Here is a 17,307-nt window from a genome sequence, read left to right on the forward strand (position 1 = left end):
AATGTTTGGTAAATTAAGTTGGGAAGCGGTTCCTTTCCACGAGCCGATCGTGATGGTGACCATCGCCATGATCGCGCTGGGTGGTCTGGCACTGTTCGCTGCAATCACTTACTTCAAGAAGTGGACTTACTTGTGGACCGAGTGGTTGACCTCGGTTGACCACAAGAAAATCGGCGTGATGTACATCATCGTCGCCATGGTCATGCTGCTGCGCGGTTTTGCCGACGCCATCATGATGCGTACCCAGTTGGCCATGGCCACCGAGGGTTCGCCTGGCTACCTGCCACCTGAACACTATGACCAGATCTTCACCGCTCACGGTGTGATCATGATCATCTTCATGGCGATGCCATTCTTCACCGGCCTGATGAACCTTGCAGTGCCGCTGCAGATCGGCGCGCGTGACGTTGCCTTCCCGTTCCTGAACTCCCTGAGCTTCTGGCTGCTGGTATCCGGCGTTGTGCTGATCAACCTGTCGCTGGGCGTTGGCGAATTCGCCAAGACCGGTTGGGTTGCTTATCCACCGCTGTCGGGCCTGCAATACAGTCCGGGCGTGGGGATGGATTACTACATCTGGGCGCTACAGTTATCCGGGTTGGGTACAACGCTGACGGGGGTTAACTTCCTCGCCACCGTGCTGAAAATGCGTACCCCTGGCATGAAACTGATGGACATGCCGATCTTCACCTGGACCTGCACCTGGGCAAACGTTCTGATCGTGGCTTCGTTCCCGATCCTGACCGCTACCCTGGCACTGCTGACCCTTGACCGTTACATGGATTTCCACATTTTCACCAATGAACTTGGTGGCAATCCAATGATGTACGTCAACCTGTTCTGGGCGTGGGGCCACCCTGAGGTATACATCCTGATCCTGCCGGCATTCGGCATTTTCTCGGAAGTCATCTCGGCCTTCACCGGCAAGAAACTGTTCGGCCACCACTCGATGATCTACGCCTCGGGCGCGATCTCGGTACTGGGCTTCATGGTTTGGCTGCACCACTTCTTCACCATGGGTTCGGGTGCCAGCGTCAACGCCTTCTTCGGTCTGGCGACGATGCTGATTTCCATCCCGACGGGTGTGAAGCTATTCAACTGGCTGTTCACCATTTACCAGGGCCGTCTGCGCTTCACCAGCCAGGTGCTGTGGACGCTGGGCTTCATGGTGACCTTCGCCATCGGCGGCATGACCGGCGTACTGCTGGCCATCCCGGGTGCTGACTTCGTTCTGCACAACAGCCTGTTCGTGATCGCTCACTTCCACAACGTGATCATCGGCGGCGCGGTATTCGGTTACATCGCAGGTTTCGCGTTCTACTTCCCGAAAGCGTTCGGCTTCAAGCTGCACGAAGGCTGGGGTAAAGCAGCGTTCTGGTTCTGGATCTCGGGCTTCTTCGTCGCGTTCATGCCGCTCTATGCACTGGGCTTCATGGGCATGACCCGTCGTCTGAACGCCACCACCAACCCTGAGTGGGTACCGTACCTGTACGTTGCCATGTTCGGTGCGGTAATGATCGCTGTCGGTATCGCCTGCCAACTGATCCAGCTGTACGTCAGTGTGCGTGACCGCAACAAGCCAGAGAACGTTTGCGATCACGGTGACCCGTGGAATGCACACACCCTGGAATGGTCGACCTCTTCGCCACCGCCGTTCTACAACTTCGCCGTGCTGCCTAAGGCTGACTGCATCGACCCGTTCACCGAAGCCAAGGAAAACGGTACTGCGTACCAGCGTCCGGCCAAGTACGAGCCGATCCACATGCCGAACAACACCGCCACTGGCGTTGTGATGGGCGCGCTGTTGACCGTCTTCGGTTTTGCCATGATCTGGCACATCTGGTGGCTGGCAATCGCGAGCCTGGTAGGCACTGTCGTCTACTTCGTGATCCACGCTGCACGTGACGACCAGGGCTATATGGTTCCGGTTGAAACGATCGAGCGCATCGAAGCCGAGCAGCACAAGCGTCTGGTTGCGGCAGGGAAAATCCCGGCCGGTGCCACCCGTGTTGAAACCTCGTTGGAACAGGCTTAAACCATGTCGAATTTAGTGACCAATGCTGGACACGCCCATGGCGAACATGGGCACGATGACCATCACCACGATTCGGGCGAGATGACCGTATACGGTTTCTGGCTCTACCTGATGACCGACTGCATCTTGTTTGCGTCGATCTTCGCGGTATACGCGGTACTGGTAAACAACGTTGCCGGTGGCCCGTCGGGCCACGACATCTTCGAACTGCCATACGTGCTGGGCGAAACCGCTCTGCTGTTGTTCAGTTCGATCACCTACGGCTTCGCCATGCTGGCGTTGTACAAAGGCAAGAAGCAGCAGGTCCTGGGCTGGTTGTTCATGACCTTCCTGCTCGGTGCTGGCTTCATCGCCATGGAGATCAACGAGTTCCACCTGCTGATCTCCGAGGGCTTCGGTCCTAGCCGTTCGGGCTTCCTGTCCGCGTTCTTCACCCTGGTCGGTACCCACGGTCTGCACGTATCCGCAGGTCTGATCTGGATGGGCATCATGATGTACCAGGTCAACAAGCACGGCCTGACGGCGACCAACAAGACCCGTCTGAGCTGCCTAAGCCTGTTCTGGCACTTCCTGGACGTGGTGTGGATCTGCGTATTCACCGTTGTTTACCTGATGGGGACTCTGTAATGGCTAACGCACACTCCCATGACAGCCATGATGCTGGCCACGGCAGCGCCAAGTCGTACGCCATTGGCTTCATTCTGTCGGTAATCCTGACTGTCATTCCGTTCGGCCTGGTGATGTACCCGACCTTGCCGAAGATGACGACACTGGCAATTGTCATGCTGTTCGCAGTGATCCAGGTGATTGTTCACCTGTATTACTTCCTGCACCTGGACCGTTCCATTGCTCAGCGTAACAACGTGATTGCGTTCGTCTTCACGGCCATCGTGATCGTGCTGCTGGTTGGCCTGTCGCTGTGGATCATGTTCAGCATCCACACGTACATGATGGCGAAGTGAGGTAGACCCGATGTCGCTCAAGCACTTTATCCAAATCACCAAACCGGGGATCATTTTCGGTAACGTGCTTTCTGTGGCAGGCGGGTTCTTCCTGGCCTCGAAAGGGCATGTCGATCTGGCGGTGTTTCTGGCAGCCATGATCGGCACCTCCCTGGTTGTAGCCTCCGGTTGCGTGTTCAACAACTGCATCGACCGCGACATCGACCTGAAGATGGAACGCACCAAGAACCGGGTACTGGTCCAGGGCTTGATCTCCCTGAAACTGGCCCTGATCTACGCGACCATCCTTGGTGTTCTCGGCGTTGCATTGTTGTACAAGGTGGCCAATCCGTTGGCCGCCCTGTTCGCGGTAATCGGCTTCGTGATCTACGTCGGCTTCTACAGCCTGTACCTCAAGCGCAAGTCGGTTCACGGCACGCTGGTGGGCAGTCTGTCGGGCGCCATGCCGCCAGTGATCGGTTACGTCGCTGTAACCAACAGCTTCGACATGGCCGCGCTGGTTCTGCTGGTGATGTTCAGCCTGTGGCAGATGCCGCATTCCTACGCCATCGCGATCTTCCGCTTCAACGATTACCTGGCCGCATCGATTCCGGTGCTGCCAGTGAAGCGCGGGATTAAAGTGGCCAAGAAGCACATCCTGCTCTACATCCTGGCGTTCCTCGTGGCGACCTTGATGCTGACCTTCAGCGGCTACGCCGGCATGAGCTACCTGGCCGTCGCCGCCGCGATGGGCATGTACTGGCTGTACATGGCCTGGACCGGCTACAAGGCAGTGGATGACACTGTCTGGGCACGCAAGCTGTTCGTGTTCTCGATCTTCACCATCACTGCGTTGAGCGTCATGATGTCCCTGGACTTCAAGGTGCCGAGCGAGTTGTTGCTGACGTACGCGCCGTAAGTTTCAGGTTGTTCAAGAAGCCCCGCCATCGAGAGATGTGCGGGGTTTTTTGTTGGCTGACTTTCGGTGATTGAGGCGCCATCAATCGTGAGCAGGGGCCACCTCGACGCGATACCTTTGCAGGAGCTGCGGCACGCTGCGATCTTTTGATCCTGGTCTTTAAAACTACAATCAAAACCAAAAGATCGCAGCGTGCCGCAGCTCCTACAGGGTTGAGTTGCGGTATCGGAGTAAACCCCCTAGATTCGGATCCAACCATGACAGTGATAGCGCCATGCCATTTCACGGGTGCTCAACTGTTCTTCATGCACCGATAACGAGGCTGGGCGAAATGACTGAGAGGATGACCTGCGACGAACGCTTCATTGCCCTGGCACAAGAGCTGAACTACGACATCCACGGTGAGAACACCGCCGGCGGTAACTACGCACCGCTGATCCGTCATCACGATGAGCTGTACATCAGCGGGATGGTGCCACGTACCCACGGCAAGATTCAGTACCCCGGTCGAGTTGGCCTGGAGTTGACGCTCAAGGACGCGCAGGCCGCCGCGAGCATCAGCGCGATGCGGTGTCTGGCGCTGATCGTCGATGCGGTCGGTTCGCTGGACAAGATCCGGGCGCTGTTGCGGGTCACGGTGTACGTGAAGTCCACGCCTGACTTTGTTGACCTGAGTGAAGTGGCCAACGGTGCGTCGGATGTGTTCAGCCATGTGCTCGGCGATGCTGGCCGGCACACGCGCACCACGGTGGGTGTCTATCAGTTGCCGAAGAATGCGGCGATTGAAGTCGACATGATTGCGGCATTGCACTCGGGCGCATAATCCTCGCGCCGGAAAACAAAAAGCCCCGCCTGATCACTCAGTGCGGGGCTTTTTCGTCAGCGTGGCCGGATTACTGCGCGGCGATGCTGTAGCCATCAAATGCGGTCCGCTGCTGCAGGGCCGTGATGATGTTCTTGCGGTTGACGGCCTGTTCGGTGCCGGCATTGTCGACGAAGGTTTCGCTATCGATTTCGGCTTCCTCACCTTCACCGACGAAGGTGAAACCAAGGAACTCCAGCGCTTCACGGTCAACATTCAGACGCGAGCGTGGCGTGCGCAATGGCAGGGTCACGCTGCTGCCATCCTTGCTGATGGTGAAGATTTCGACCTCTTTCTTCGCCCGTGCCGCTTTGCTCTTGCCGCCGCTCGGGTTGCTGATCGCCTGATGGGTCTGGTTCAGTACTTTGAGCGCCAGGCCGTAAACGATTTCCTGGAAAGCCGGATCATCCTTGAAGCTAGAGAGGATGCGGCCGATCGAGAACTTGCTGCTCAGGTCTTCGAGGGCGGCGATGTCGGCAGCCTCGGCATCCTTGAGGCTCTTGAGTTCACCCATCAGTTCGTAGGCCTTGTCGTCATCGAAGCGGTCGTGCGCCTCTCGGATCGCGGTGCGCAGTTCACGGATCTGATCGCTCTCGCGGGTCGACTGGAACGCGTCCAGTACCATCTCGCTGATGATTTTGGCTTGTGGCAGGTGTTGTGAAAGATTGATGGAGTTTTCGTATTCCGCTTTGGACGATTCGGTGACTACGGATTCAGCGGTGTTGAAATCGGACATTGAAATTTCACTACTTTTTAACTTGAGTGGAGATGAGCAAGCACGGGGCTTTTTCAGGTCGACTAATTTAGGGGAGCGGGGCGACGTTGTCACGGAGCAACGGGCTGGCGGTCGAGTTTTTTCCGTAGCTCACCGCTTAATCAGGATCTGCCCCAGGCTGTCATCGCAAACTCGACGAAACGTCTGAGCTTGGGCAGTCGATACCGATCCGGGGCGTATAACAGGTGCAATGGACGGCTGGGCGGCTGGTATTCAGGGATGACCGTGACCAGTCTGCCATCGCGCAGGTCCTGTTCCACCAGTGCATCGGGCAGCATCACGATGCCCATGCCGGTGCGTGCGGCCTGATGCAGGCCGGCGGAGCTGTTGATCAGCATCGGGCCACTGACATCGACCATGATTTCGCCTTCCGGGCCGCTGAGGCGCCAGCGCTTTTCCACCGATTGCCAGTCATCGCCGGTGGGGTAGGCGAAGGACAGGCAGTCATGCTGTTGCAGGTCTTGCGGCGTCAGCGGCATGCCGCGCCGTGCCACATAGTCCGGCGACGCGCAGACCGTCAGGGTGTAATCGATCAATGGCCGCGCGATCAGGTTGGACTGCTCGAAGTTGCCCAGCCGAAAAGCGACGTCGAGCCCGTTTTCGAGCAGGTCCGGACGGCTGTTGGTCAGGACCACATCGAGTTTGACCTTTGGCCATTGCAGGGAAAATTCACTGAGCGCCGGGGCCATGCGTTCAACGCCGAAGGTCAGCGGTGCGGTGATGCGCAAGATGCCGCGAGGTTCGTCCAGAGCCTGTTCGGCGAGGCGTTCGGAATCGGCCAGCAGGCCCAGCACTTCGAGGCAGCGCTGGTAGTAGACGCTGCCGAACTCGGTCAGTCGTTGGCGGCGGGTGGTGCGCTGCAGCAGTTGCACACCAAGCCGTTGCTCCAGCGCTCGCAGATGATTGCCTACCATCGTCGTCGACATTTCGCACTGCAACGCGGCCGCCGTCATGCTCCCCGCTTCGACGACCTTGACGTAGACGTTCATCGACTGAAACAAATCCATTATCAAGCCCAGCTTATAAATGATTGAAGTTTTGCCGAGTTTATCCAGTTCTGGTGGCTAACCATACTGCAAACACACCGACCTTCACTGGAGTTTGAAGTCATGACCGCCGCCCTGATGAACACCTACCAACCACTAGCCCTGAGCTTCACCAAGGGCCTGGGCACTCGACTGTGGGATCAGGCTGGCCGCGAGTATCTGGATGCGGTCGCTGGGGTGGCCGTGACCAACGTCGGCCACTCGCACCCGCGGATCGTGTCGGCCATCAGCGAGCAGGCCGGACTGCTGCTACATACTTCAAATCTGTACAGCATCGACTGGCAGCAACAATTGGCAAAACGGTTGACCGAACTGTCGGGGATGGAGCGCGCGTTCTTCAACAATTCCGGGGCCGAGGCCAATGAAACTGCACTGAAACTGGCGCGGCTCTACGGCTGGCGCAAAGGGATCGAGCAACCGCTGGTGGTGGTGATGGCCAACGCGTTTCATGGCCGCACGCTCGGCACGCTGTCTGCCAGCGACGGGCCGGCGGTGCGTTCGAGCTTCAGTGAACTGCCGGGTGATTTCGTCAAAGTCCCGTTCGGTGATCTCGCCGCAATCGAGCAGGTTCAGCGCAAGCACGGCGAGCGGATCGTGGCGATACTGGTCGAACCGATTCAGGGCGAAAGCGGCGTGCAACTGGCGCCGCCCGGTTACCTGAAAGCCCTGCGCGAGATCTGTAATCGGCATGCCTGGTTGCTGATGCTTGACGAGATCCAGACCGGCATCGGCCGCACTGGCCAGTGGTTTGCGTTTCAGCACGAGGGTTTCGTCCCGGACGTCATGACATTGGCCAAAGGACTCGGCAACGGCGTGCCGATCGGCGCGTGTCTGGCGCGGGGCAGGGCGGCGGATCTGTTTACACCGGGCAGTCATGGCAGCACGTTTGGCGGTAACCCATTGGCCTGTCGGGTTGGCTGCACCGTGCTGGACATCATCGAAGAGCAAGGCCTGCTGGAGAACGCCCAAGTACAAGGTGAGCGCCTGTTGACGCGGCTACGCGCAGAGTTGGCGGACAACCCCAATGTGCTGGCGATTCGAGGGCAGGGATTGATGATCGGCATCGAGCTGAAACAGCCGATTCGGGATCTGACACTGATCGCAGCGCGGGATCATGGGCTGCTGATCAACGTCACGCGCGGCAAGACGATACGGCTGCTGCCACCGCTGACGATTGATGAGCGGGAGGTGGGGATGATTGTTAGAGGTGTTGCGCGGGCTGTAACTTCGATTTGATAGCTACGCGATAACCCTGTGGGAGCGAGCTTGCTCGCGATAGCGCATTGTCAGGCGACATTCATTTTGAATGATCGATCGCAATCGCGAGCAGACTCGCTCCTACATGGGAAAGGTGCATAGCTCTACTTCGGATAGTCCGCCAAATCCGGCGCCAGCATTCGCGTTTGGGGCGCGCCGTTCGAGTTGTGCTGAATGATCTCTCGCGGCTGTCCCTGTTCATTGAAAAACACCTGACCGATCCCCGCCGAATTCCATAACCGTTCGCCGGCTTCAGCATGTTCTGGCGTGTACGGCACGATGCGCATGCGGCGGCGTTTGGTCAGCCAGTTGAGTGGTGAGCGGGGTGAGTAGAGCCAGCGGTTGAGGCGATCAAACCACTCCAGCAACGTAGGCGGGAACTCGTTCTTGATGCCGCTGCTGGTGATCTGCCAGATTCGCGGGCCGGCCTTGCGGTGTCGGATAAGTACTTCGTAGACGAAGGAATAATGCACATCGCCGGACAGCACCACGTAGTTCCCGGGCGTGCGCGAGTGTCGGAAAATGTTCAGGATCACCTGCGCGGCGCCCCGGTGGGCCATCCAGTTTTCGGCATCGACCAGCAATGGAAAACCGCACCAGCTAAAGATCTTTTGCACGGTTTCAATCAGCTTCACACCGAAGATCGGCGCGGGTGAAACGATGATCGCCGACGGGTGATCGAGCAACTCCTGCTGCAGTTCGCTCAACGCTTCCCAGTCGAGCAGTCCTGAGGGTTGCTTGAGCGCCATTTCGCTGCGCCAGCGTCGGGTCCGGGTGTCGATAACCACCAGCGCCGGGCTGGTTGGCAGCACGAAATGCCAGTGCTGAAAGCGCAGCAGCTCATCAATCAGATCGTCCTGCACCGGGCTGTCGAGGTAATGGTCATCGCCGCTGGCAATCAGACGTCGAGTCTTCACCAGCACATCCTTGAACGCGTCCGGGTTATTGCCCCAGCCCTGGCACAACATGTAGGCGATCAACGCATTGCCGATGATGCGTTTGGAGAACGGATGGCCGTAGGCCGTTTCCTCCCATTGCGCAGAAAGATTCCAGTCATCGGTAATGTCGTGATCATCAAAAATCATCAGGCTCGGCAGATGCGCCAGCGCCCGGGCGACGTTGCCCAGCCCTGCCTTGAAAGCATCGATACGCGTCTGTTCGAGGTTATAGCGCTTGAGGCGCTCGGGCGTCAGCGTTGGTGTCGTCGGATTGATCAACGTCCAAGCCACCGGCGACCACACCAGCAAATACATCGCCATGACTTCGGCAAAGGTCACCAGATGATTGTCGGCGCTGCTGCTGGTGAAAATCGGCTTACGCGCACCGCCGAAAAATCGCTCGCGCAATGTCTCGTTGCTCTCAAGTGCCGGTAACAAATCTGCACGATGGTAGTAGCTCGCCGGATGATCGTAGAGCTTGGCGCTGTCGCTGACCACGGCGCCTTCGAGGTGTTCGTCGAACAGGCCGAGGCGTCCGATCAAGGCATGAATCGCCCGCAGCGTCGGCCCGGCGACGTCATCGGCGTAGACCTGATCGCCACTCATCATCAGCAGCGCCGGGCGCTGTTGCGGGTCGGTTTCGGCGGCCAGCAGTTGGTCGACGCAGAGCAAACCATCCACCGCCGGATGGTGCGGCTTGCGGCAAGAACCGTGGAGCAACTGGTCGATCCGCGAACGCACCACGAAATTTGGGCACCTGGCGTCGCCATACAACAGATGCGGCGCCCAATCGGCGATGCACGCGTCGCCATCAATCAACACGTCGTAATCGACAAACTCGTCGAGGGGCAGGGCGTTTTCGAGGCTGACATCAATGAGATGAACGAATGCGCGAGTGCCTACAGGAATGACCGTGCATTTCTCGGCATCCAGAGGAATGTCTCCTACACCTTGCACGCGCAAAGTCAGCGACAGTTGGCGCGTGCCAACCAGCCACAGCACCAGTCGTTTGGGCTCAAGCCGTCGCAACAACGGGCCGGCCAAAACCGGTGGCAGCGGGATCAGTTCATCAAGTGTTGGAGACATCCGGGGACAAGACTCAAAGCGCACGGCCGGCGATGATAGCGCAGCCGGCGCCTTGAACGCTTAAGTGAGGCTTAAGAGTCGGCTTTTTGCAGTTTCAGATCCAGCAGACGCCATTCGGCCGGCGTCGCGTCAACTCTTGGCTGCTCTTGCACGGAGCAATCGAAACGGTAGGTGACATCGTCGCCGGTCATGTTGCGAGCGATGACGGTGTTGCTGAAGGTGTAAACCTGATCCTTGAAACGGTGGCTGACGAGGCTTTTGCTGTCAGCAAAGCGAGCCGACGCGGGGAAGCGCAACGTGCCGGTCACGAACGGGCTGCACATGACATACGCGAGCATCGACTTGTCGGCTTGTGCATCACTGCGAAACTTTTTGCTCAACGCCGCGAGGGCTTTGCGTCCCTGGTCGTCACTCTGGTCCAGCACGGTCTGTAGCGCCATCGACTTCGGCGCTCGGCTGGCGTAGTTCGGCAGCAAGGCAGAGTCGGCGGGCGAAGGCTTGTCATCCGGTTCGATGGCGGCAAACACCGGCGCATCTTTCAGGGCAGCGGGAGGGGTGACTGATTCGGCTTCGGGCAACAGCGAAGTGGGTTCGGCCTCCTGCGTCTGCACGGTTTCGTAATCATGTGAAGAAGGAAACAGTGACAAGGTGATCGACAACACCACCATGGCCACAATAAAACCGCCGGCCGCGCCCACAATGTTGCCGTAGAAAATATTCCAGCTGCCACGGTTCTTGACCACCCAGCGCCACATGAAACCCCAGGCGGCGACAAACGCCAGAAAACGCAGAAACTCCATTTGATCCTTTCCTTAAACCTTCAAAATCCTGAAAACAGCGCACCGCGATGATGAGCCCTGACGATGGGCGGCAAGATATCAAAATAGAAGTCTGGTGCCACGAGGACATTTACATCAAATGGCCGGGGTGGACTATTTGAGCGAAAAACATCAATACAGTCACGCCGGCCACAACGCCGCAAACGCCTGCGAGAAGTTGGCGTGCGAGCGTATGTTCAATCCCTGAGCGGCGCGCCACCCACATCCATGCACCTGCCAGAGCAGCGGCGATTGTCAGGAATTCAAACACCGTCCACATGCCCTCTGGACGAGGCGGGCGAGATGATCCGAGCAGTCCGATGTAAAGCTCCGAGAAGACCAGACCCACCATCATGCCGCTGGCGGCGCCCAGCGCATTGGCGACTATCAGATTCCACGCCCCCCGATGCCGGACGACCCACACCCACATTGCCGCCCAAGCCAAAAAGAAAACCGCCCAATCCATCGTATTCTTCCTTTTTAAATCGACACCGCTTGAGGCTGTTGGCACCCTCACCGACAGTGGACGGCAAGATAGCAAAATAGTAGCGTCGCGCCACTCACTTGATTCCCGTAATGGACTACACATGTCGATTATCACGTCAGCCTTACGCTTGCTCTGCGGACTCACTTTTGCCGCAGGCATGAGCCCGGCCATCGCCGCAGTGCAAGAAAATCCGCAAAACAGTTGGGACTATTACTTCGCCAATTGCCAGCGAATGCAGGAAAAAATAGCCGACGTCCAGAGCGGTCGGGTTCCGGGTGCTTTTGAGGTGATGTTTGATCTGGAAGGCAGCCTGCGGTCCATGGCTCAGCGCCGCTCGAACCTGGCCCCGCAACACCTCGGCTCCCGCGAATTCGCGCAATGCGAAAACGTCGCCGCCCAGGCCGAAGCGACGATTGCCCAAGGCAAAGCCGAGTTCGCCGCCAAAATGGAGCGTGGCGTACAGGAAGGCAGAATCGCCCACCAGAACTCCCCCGAATACCAACGCGCCCGCTCCCTCGGCTTCAGCGACGTCGGCGATATCTCCTTCCTGAAACTGCACGAAGACACCGAAGGCGAAGCACGCCTGAAAACCATGCTGATCACCGTCGACGCAGTCTGCGGCCAGTACTTCCGCGCCACGCACTATGTGAAGCCGTATGTGGTCTACACCGTTCGGCCGTCGGATGGTGGGTGTGGCGAGGTAAAGCGCGTGGCGGTGGTGGGCGGTCGAGCGGTGGAGAAGGGTGACTACATTGATGAGAAAGGCGAGTTTCAGTATGTGGGGTGGAAGAAGCTTGCAGGCGCGGATGGCTTCCCGACAGACATTCGGGTGCTGAAGTTACTGCGTTAGCTAGTGTGGCTGGGTAACTGTTTTCCAGGAGTTGCTACCTTAGAACTCCTGTAAAAAGATGAATGTAATGAGTTGGTGGAGCGTCGATGTTAAAGATCATATGGAACATAATCGCGGGTGCTGCTGTTTTGTCCGGGTTGTACCAAGGGTACGCTACTTATAAAGTGCCAAAGGCAGAAGTGTCATTGGCGTACAGTGTCTCGGATTTCAATTTTCCCCCTTCATTGACATCTGTTTTCGATGAGAGCGGTGACAGAAAGTTGTTGGAAGCCAGTTACTCAGACGTCGTCAAGTACTCCGGAATAAATTCCATTGCTTACGCCGGATTGCATAATGAGGGCGATAAATCGGCGGCTGACATCCGAGTGACCTTCCCGACAGCCCGACTGATCACCGTCGAACCCGAAAGATCCAAGGCCTATGAAATCCGGGGTGGAGCCAACGTGATCATTGAGAAGCTCGCCCCTGGAGAATCGGTCTATATCAGGGCGTGGCTGAATGATTCGGCGGAGAAGGCGCTGGACAAAATATCTTCAGTCCATTCCGAAGGAGCGGTTGAGTTGTCGCCACTCACAGAGGTACCCAAAAGTTCGTTAACTAAAAATGACACAGCGTTTTTCGGAATGTTTGCAATTGCCGTCATGCTGCTTTTGCTTGCAATATTTCTGGCCTATAACCTTTATTGGACTCATGAAGATCCCAAAGCCAGTTATTCCCGCGCCTGATGACGCTTGAATCTCAAAGAATGTCTTTCAAGTAAATCTTAAGTGCAAGGAGCGGCTGATCGAGCTGCTCCAGCGATTGCGCCTGGCTGAAATCGGCTGACAACTTGTGCAGCTCACGCCCCAACGGTTTCTCGACACCGCCCAAGGCGTCCATTGCCAGACCAAGACACTCGTTCATCTTCAACTGAATGGTCTCGACATCACCCCGCCGCACCAGCAACTCGAAAATATCCTTCTGGTAATCACCCATGACCATGTCGTCCCGCAAAATCGGGCTCAGGCCTTCTTCCTCGTAAGCGAGCTTGAGGGAGAAGAGGGCGACTGTTTCCAGTGACGTTTCCATGGGGTGCCTTTTGCGATGTCCTTCGTAACGAGAGATGAGGGTTCTGGGGGCAGCCAACGCTGCACCGGGGACGGGCGCGATTATACGTATCCGACTGCATTCGGGGGAGTGATCAACAACGATACCGCCCACTTCAGTACAGCCAGGACTCGAGAGTGGTGACGCTGCATTCAAAGCAGTTCTGATAAATTCTCCATCGCTAAAACCGCTGACAGGGAGTCATGTATGGCAACACCATTCGCACAAATAACCAAACCCAAAACGCGGCAGTTGCCACCATCAGCACCGCAACGATGAAAAAGTTACTGATCGGGGCGGCGCTCGTGATGGGGGCTATTCTCTACATCGGCTACTACCAAGCCCTTGAAGACGGTGACATTGAAACCATCCTGTTTATCAAAAAGCATCCGACGTGGCAGATGAGGTTTCACAACATCCACGCCAACGACGGGGAGATCAGGCAAGTGGAACGGCTTACGGACGAGGAGCGAAAAATGATCATCGATTACTGTCGGTATCGACTGGGGCTCGATACGGCGCTGAGAACGCAGGATGATGTTGAGAGATGCAGAATTAAATAGCCCCGTTCGATAAGGGTTACGGGTACAGGCCCGGTCGGAGTTGTGCCACCCACAAACTCGACGTTAGATGTTGAACACAAGCGGAGTTACGACCATGGAATACGACGACAAGCTGATGGAGGATGCCGTGCTCGCCCTGTTGGCAGCCTTAAGTTCAGATGACGGCAATGCCTGGAAAGGCTTCGACTTCGAGATCATGAACCGATTGCATGAGCAGGGTTTCATCAGTAATCCGGTGAACAAGAACAAGTCGATCTGGTTGACAGATGAAGGCATGCAGCGAGGTCGGAAGATAGCTGAGCGGTTGTTTGGGGGGAGTGCACAAGCTGAGCCCGCTTCCAGCCCTGAGACCTGATCTCATGCGGCTTCATCGGCTGGATGCACCTGAAAATCATCTAGCCGAGGGCAACCAGTTTTCTACAGACGAAAAAAAGGCCTTGCCTAAGCAAGACCTTTCTTGATTTTGGTGCCCGAGGGAGACTGTAGGCATCCATATAATCCGTGGCTTGCAGCTAAGTTATGCACTTAGGGATACAAGCAGGGATACAAATTCAGTTTTGCTGCCCTGATGATGCCTGATCTGCTCGGTGCTTACCAGCTGAGCTCAGCGACCAAGCCGCAGATAAGGCGATGATCGGTGACGTTGAAATAAGTCGGATCTTGTTCGTCTTGCTCTCCGATGAAAAATGCATAGGCGCGTTTTTTGGATTTGCTTTTTTTCTCCTTGATACCTTCCTCGCGCACGACCTCCATCTCATTCTGTACCTTCGTCCGTTTGTAACTGGACCACTGGGACCAACAGATGCGAAGCATGTATTTGCGCACTAGCTGTCGCTCGGAGTTCCATTCACCAGCAGAAAGCTGGATCACCAACGAATCATCTGTTGCTTGAGCCTTGGCCCAGGCCAGCTCCGCATAGAAAACTTTTGAACGAGAAAATTGCTCAATGCCTGCGTTTGCAGCCCCCAGTTTTTTGAAGGCAGTCAGATACGTCTTGTCCTCGATCCCGGGAATGTCTAAGGACATGTTTCTGTCGTAGGGGAAATTGATGAACGCCCGACAAATCGGCCGGATCGTGTTGGACGGTCTTCGCCCGGCTGGTCGCGTAGTACCATCATCCGAATTGGTACGGGTGGTGCTCTTGCTACCAGTCTGTGCCGGTGACTTTGGCAAGGTAGTGTCTACTGAAGTACGTTCGTCCTTAAGGATCAATCTCGAAGGGGACAAGCCTGGGCTGGTTTCCAATTCATTGCGAACGCTACCTTTGCGGCCGCTTGCAACGGTTTTCCGTTCCCCATCTACGTCGCAACCTTCTACATGATCCGTTTTAGGGAATAGGCTGAAGTGCGGCCTCTTTAGATTAGTTTTGAGATACGACGCTGGGTAAACGGGTTTCTTGCACCCGCTACATTCATAGCCATCCCTGTCAACGTGTGGAAGCATCCATAAATCTTCAGCCTCTACAATTTCCTTTGTGTACCTATCCCGAGCTGATTCCATCCTGCCTCTCCAAAAAACGTGGCCTTTCCGTAACTTAACACGCTTCAGTCCTGTAAAAGCTGCCGGGGCCCCTGAGACTTTTGTCTTAACACGGTGTCGGAAACCCGCGACATCTTGCTAGCGACAGACATCCCACCTTACTGAAATTTCAACGTTGAAATTGAAAGGATCCTGACGAAAAAGTGGCATCGTTACCGCGATGGTAAAGATGCCCCTTTGTGTTGCTGATTGGCAGAGAACGGCCAAAGGCGGACACTTCGGTCTGGTTTGCGTCGGAAAATAAGTCGAGATTATTCGAATGCCGGTTGAGTGCAAAAGATGCGGTCAAGGTTCAGTCCAAGCTATGCGTATCCGCTCTACGAATATCTTGCTGTGGGTCTGCGAGGAATGTGAAGCGACCTGGAAAAGACAAGAGGAAGTCAACGTCGGTAAGTTTGAAGACTACGGAACGCTAATGAGGGGGATCGGGCGCAGTATTTTGTGGTCGGAGCTAGTGCCTCAGTAAAAAGCGCGCAAAATTCGCTTTACACTTTCTGTGAATCGTCCGCTTGGGGTTGTGGATTCAACTGGTTGACGCAACAGATTGGCTAAGGACTTAACACGTCAATGAATCGATTGCGCCGGATGGTTTACTCGGGAATTCCGGTCACCGTATGCACTACGCGCATTGCACAAGGAGGTCGGGTCCCTTCTGGGTGCAACTGTTCGCATTTCTTCAGCAGCGGATAGGCATCGGCAAACTTCATGGCCGCCACCTGCTCAGCGTGTTGCTGCGAAACAAAGCAGTGCTCGAACCGATAGGCCGCATACACCTCGGGTAGCAGAGCCGGATGATCGTAAACCTCGTCGACGATATTGTTTAACAGCTGGGACATCTGCCCGTTGAGCCCTGGCGACATCCTGGTGAGCAGATCATCCTTAGCGACACCGGCGTGTCTGGCCTCGATGACCTGCTTCGATGCGCCGATAGACGCCTGCATCCCCTCTGGGAACGGACAACTAGACGCCCCCAATGCCGAGGCCGAAGCCATACAACTCAGTAAAGTGAAAACAGCGGCCATCCTTGTCATGGAACTCCCTCGTTTAAAGTCGGCATTGTCGAAAAGACGTTGAGGATCTTAACCGATGCCAGCTCAGACCGCTGCTATGGGTCGTTCTCTACCGGTCATGTCGACGGCTCGTACTGGTCAAATCCGATGCAAATGACTGGTCAGGTCGAATGCAAATGGGTGGGCAAGTCTGTGCAATTACCCAATTGCACTGGTGAACTGTGAGTTCACCCGGTTCACCTGTTCACTAAGATGGGTACCTTTTCGCTAGCACAGTCCCGCGGGTTCCCGGTCGCGATGCCGTCCATATGCACAGCCACGCTGCTGTTCGAGCAGTCAGTCTGCTTGGTGTATGTCGCAGCGCGTTCAGAAAGTCGCCAAGCTCAGGCTCCAACAAATGAGGGTGCTGTTGAGTTTTCGGTGCTTGAGCTGCGATATCGCGGAGCCGGCTTCCCGGGTTGTTCTCGGTTAAGCCTAAACCGATGGCTCGACCGAATATCTGATTGACCCAGGTGCGACACTTTTCCGCTACGTTGTGGGCGTCCCGCGCTTCTATGGATGCTTGCAGGTCCGCGCAATCTGTACGGGTTATTTCGTCGAGAGGTTTGTCTCCGAGCGCTGGAAGAATGTCCTTGTCGAGGTACGTGCGAATCTTATTGAGTGTGGACGGAGCCAGACCCTTTTCTTCTTTCGCCTTTAACCAAGCGTCAGCAGCCGCTCGGAAGGTTCGAGTTTTAGCTGCATCTATTGCCGCTTTAGCTGATCGCTTTTGTTCGAGGGGGTCAGCACCACTGCTCACTACTTTGCGTAGTTCGGCAGCTTTGTCTCTCGCTAGCGCGCCGCTTACCTCTGGGTAACCCCCAAGCCCCATCCACGCCCAATTACCCGCCGGGCGTTTATAGCGGAGCTGCCAGGATTTACCTCCATCAGGTTTGACCCTGAAGTAGAGGCCATTTCCATCCAGCTCTCGGTATTCCTTTGATTCCGGCTCCAGTCCCGCGAGTGTGGTATCTGCGAGAGGCCGACGCTTGATATCTGCGCGCTTCATCCATGTATCCCAAAGTTCGGTATTTTTCTCAGGATACAAGCAGGGATAAA

At 56.3% G+C, this 17,307-nt stretch carries 18 protein-coding genes and 1 pseudogene; 10 read left to right on the forward strand and 9 right to left on the reverse strand.

Annotated elements, in window-relative coordinates; genetic code table 11:
• Position 1: 1 nt before the first annotated feature.
• The 5 genes from cyoB to AB4P92_RS21345 all read left to right on the forward strand — a co-directional run bounded on the left by cyoB (position 2) and on the right by AB4P92_RS21345 (position 4,715).
• Entirely contained in the window at positions 2–2,032 is a 2,031-nt protein-coding gene (gene cyoB, locus AB4P92_RS21325) for a cytochrome o ubiquinol oxidase subunit I (RefSeq protein WP_042560959.1), read from the forward strand.
• A 3-nt stretch (positions 2,033–2,035) separates the two neighbouring features.
• Positions 2,036–2,659, forward strand: coding sequence for a cytochrome o ubiquinol oxidase subunit III (gene cyoC / locus AB4P92_RS21330; protein ID WP_042560958.1), 624 nt, complete (start codon positions 2,036–2,038; stop codon positions 2,657–2,659).
• The gene (gene cyoD / locus AB4P92_RS21335) at positions 2,659–2,994 is read left to right on the forward strand and encodes a cytochrome o ubiquinol oxidase subunit IV (protein ID WP_042560957.1); all 336 of its coding nucleotides are present in this window, start codon (positions 2,659–2,661) and stop codon (positions 2,992–2,994) included. The genes cyoC and cyoD overlap by 1 nt, the downstream gene beginning before the upstream one ends.
• Positions 2,995–3,004: 10 nt before the next feature.
• The gene (gene cyoE, locus AB4P92_RS21340) at positions 3,005–3,892 is read left to right on the forward strand and encodes a heme o synthase (protein WP_042560956.1); all 888 of its coding nucleotides are present in this window, start codon (positions 3,005–3,007) and stop codon (positions 3,890–3,892) included.
• Between the two features lie 331 nt (positions 3,893–4,223).
• Entirely contained in the window at positions 4,224–4,715 is a 492-nt protein-coding gene (locus AB4P92_RS21345; RefSeq protein WP_042560955.1) for a RidA family protein, read from the forward strand.
• Positions 4,716–4,785: 70 nt separating this feature from the next.
• On the opposite strand, the gene AB4P92_RS21350 is transcribed toward AB4P92_RS21345, so the two are convergent.
• Positions 4,786–5,490 (reverse strand): hypothetical protein, encoded by a 705-nt coding sequence (locus tag AB4P92_RS21350; RefSeq protein WP_042560954.1) that lies wholly within the window; start codon positions 5,488–5,490, stop codon positions 4,786–4,788.
• A 140-nt stretch (positions 5,491–5,630) separates the two neighbouring features.
• Positions 5,631–6,536 (reverse strand): LysR family transcriptional regulator, encoded by a 906-nt coding sequence (locus AB4P92_RS21355; protein WP_395598100.1) that lies wholly within the window; start codon positions 6,534–6,536, stop codon positions 5,631–5,633.
• A 102-nt stretch (positions 6,537–6,638) separates the two neighbouring features.
• Here AB4P92_RS21355 and AB4P92_RS21360 point away from each other — a divergent pair, with 102 nt between their 5' ends.
• On the forward strand, positions 6,639–7,811 hold the full coding sequence (locus tag AB4P92_RS21360) for an aspartate aminotransferase family protein (protein WP_395598101.1): 1,173 nt from the start codon (positions 6,639–6,641) through the stop codon (positions 7,809–7,811).
• Between the two features lie 125 nt (positions 7,812–7,936).
• On the opposite strand, the gene AB4P92_RS21365 is transcribed toward AB4P92_RS21360, so the two are convergent.
• The 3 genes from AB4P92_RS21365 to AB4P92_RS21375 all read right to left on the reverse strand — a co-directional run bounded on the left by AB4P92_RS21365 (position 7,937) and on the right by AB4P92_RS21375 (position 11,140).
• Complete coding sequence (locus tag AB4P92_RS21365; RefSeq protein WP_395598102.1) at positions 7,937–9,856, reverse strand: alkaline phosphatase D family protein; 1,920 nt, start codon at positions 9,854–9,856, stop codon at positions 7,937–7,939.
• Between the two features lie 71 nt (positions 9,857–9,927).
• Positions 9,928–10,656: a hypothetical protein gene (locus AB4P92_RS21370; RefSeq protein ID WP_395598103.1), complete on the reverse strand. Its 729-nt coding sequence runs from the start codon at positions 10,654–10,656 to the stop codon at positions 9,928–9,930.
• Between the two features lie 109 nt (positions 10,657–10,765).
• Positions 10,766–11,140 carry a hypothetical protein gene (locus AB4P92_RS21375; protein ID WP_395598104.1) on the reverse strand — a complete coding sequence of 125 codons (375 nt, stop codon included), beginning with the start codon at positions 11,138–11,140 and terminating at the stop codon, positions 10,766–10,768.
• Between the two features lie 121 nt (positions 11,141–11,261).
• On the opposite strand from AB4P92_RS21375, the gene AB4P92_RS21380 reads away from it, so the two are divergent.
• The gene (locus AB4P92_RS21380) at positions 11,262–12,011 is read left to right on the forward strand and encodes a hypothetical protein (RefSeq protein ID WP_395598105.1); all 750 of its coding nucleotides are present in this window, start codon (positions 11,262–11,264) and stop codon (positions 12,009–12,011) included.
• An 86-nt stretch (positions 12,012–12,097) separates the two neighbouring features.
• Entirely contained in the window at positions 12,098–12,736 is a 639-nt protein-coding gene (locus AB4P92_RS21385; RefSeq protein ID WP_261735974.1) for a hypothetical protein, read from the forward strand.
• A gap of 13 nt (positions 12,737–12,749) precedes the next feature.
• Here AB4P92_RS21385 and AB4P92_RS21390 read toward each other — a convergent pair whose 3' ends face one another.
• Positions 12,750–13,079, reverse strand: coding sequence for a hypothetical protein (locus tag AB4P92_RS21390; RefSeq protein ID WP_047303032.1), 330 nt, complete (start codon positions 13,077–13,079; stop codon positions 12,750–12,752).
• 293 nt (positions 13,080–13,372) lie between these two features.
• Here AB4P92_RS21390 and AB4P92_RS21395 point away from each other — a divergent pair, with 293 nt between their 5' ends.
• Together AB4P92_RS21395 and AB4P92_RS21400 are read left to right on the forward strand one after the other, a co-directional pair.
• Positions 13,373–13,660: a hypothetical protein gene (locus AB4P92_RS21395; RefSeq protein ID WP_115147797.1), complete on the forward strand. Its 288-nt coding sequence runs from the start codon at positions 13,373–13,375 to the stop codon at positions 13,658–13,660.
• Positions 13,661–13,754: 94 nt separating this feature from the next.
• Positions 13,755–14,015, forward strand: coding sequence for a DUF6429 family protein (locus AB4P92_RS21400; RefSeq protein ID WP_210554963.1), 261 nt, complete (start codon positions 13,755–13,757; stop codon positions 14,013–14,015).
• Positions 14,016–14,251: 236 nt separating this feature from the next.
• Here the strand turns inward: AB4P92_RS21400 and AB4P92_RS21405 are convergent, their stop codons facing one another.
• The 3 genes and pseudogenes from AB4P92_RS21405 to AB4P92_RS21415 all read right to left on the reverse strand — a co-directional run.
• Complete coding sequence (locus AB4P92_RS21405) at positions 14,252–14,686, reverse strand: hypothetical protein (protein WP_123595698.1); 435 nt, start codon at positions 14,684–14,686, stop codon at positions 14,252–14,254.
• A 1,103-nt stretch (positions 14,687–15,789) separates the two neighbouring features.
• Positions 15,790–16,230 (reverse strand): hypothetical protein, encoded by a 441-nt coding sequence (locus AB4P92_RS21410; RefSeq protein WP_042560940.1) that lies wholly within the window; start codon positions 16,228–16,230, stop codon positions 15,790–15,792.
• Positions 16,231–16,495: 265 nt separating this feature from the next.
• Positions 16,496–17,257 (reverse strand): annotated as a pseudogene (locus tag AB4P92_RS21415) (tyrosine-type recombinase/integrase); the annotation flags it as partial.
• Between the last annotated feature and the right edge of the window lie 50 nt (positions 17,258–17,307).

The organism is Pseudomonas sp. A0308 (assembly GCF_044218815.1).
Lineage (GTDB): Bacteria > Pseudomonadota > Gammaproteobacteria > Pseudomonadales > Pseudomonadaceae > Aquipseudomonas > Aquipseudomonas iridis.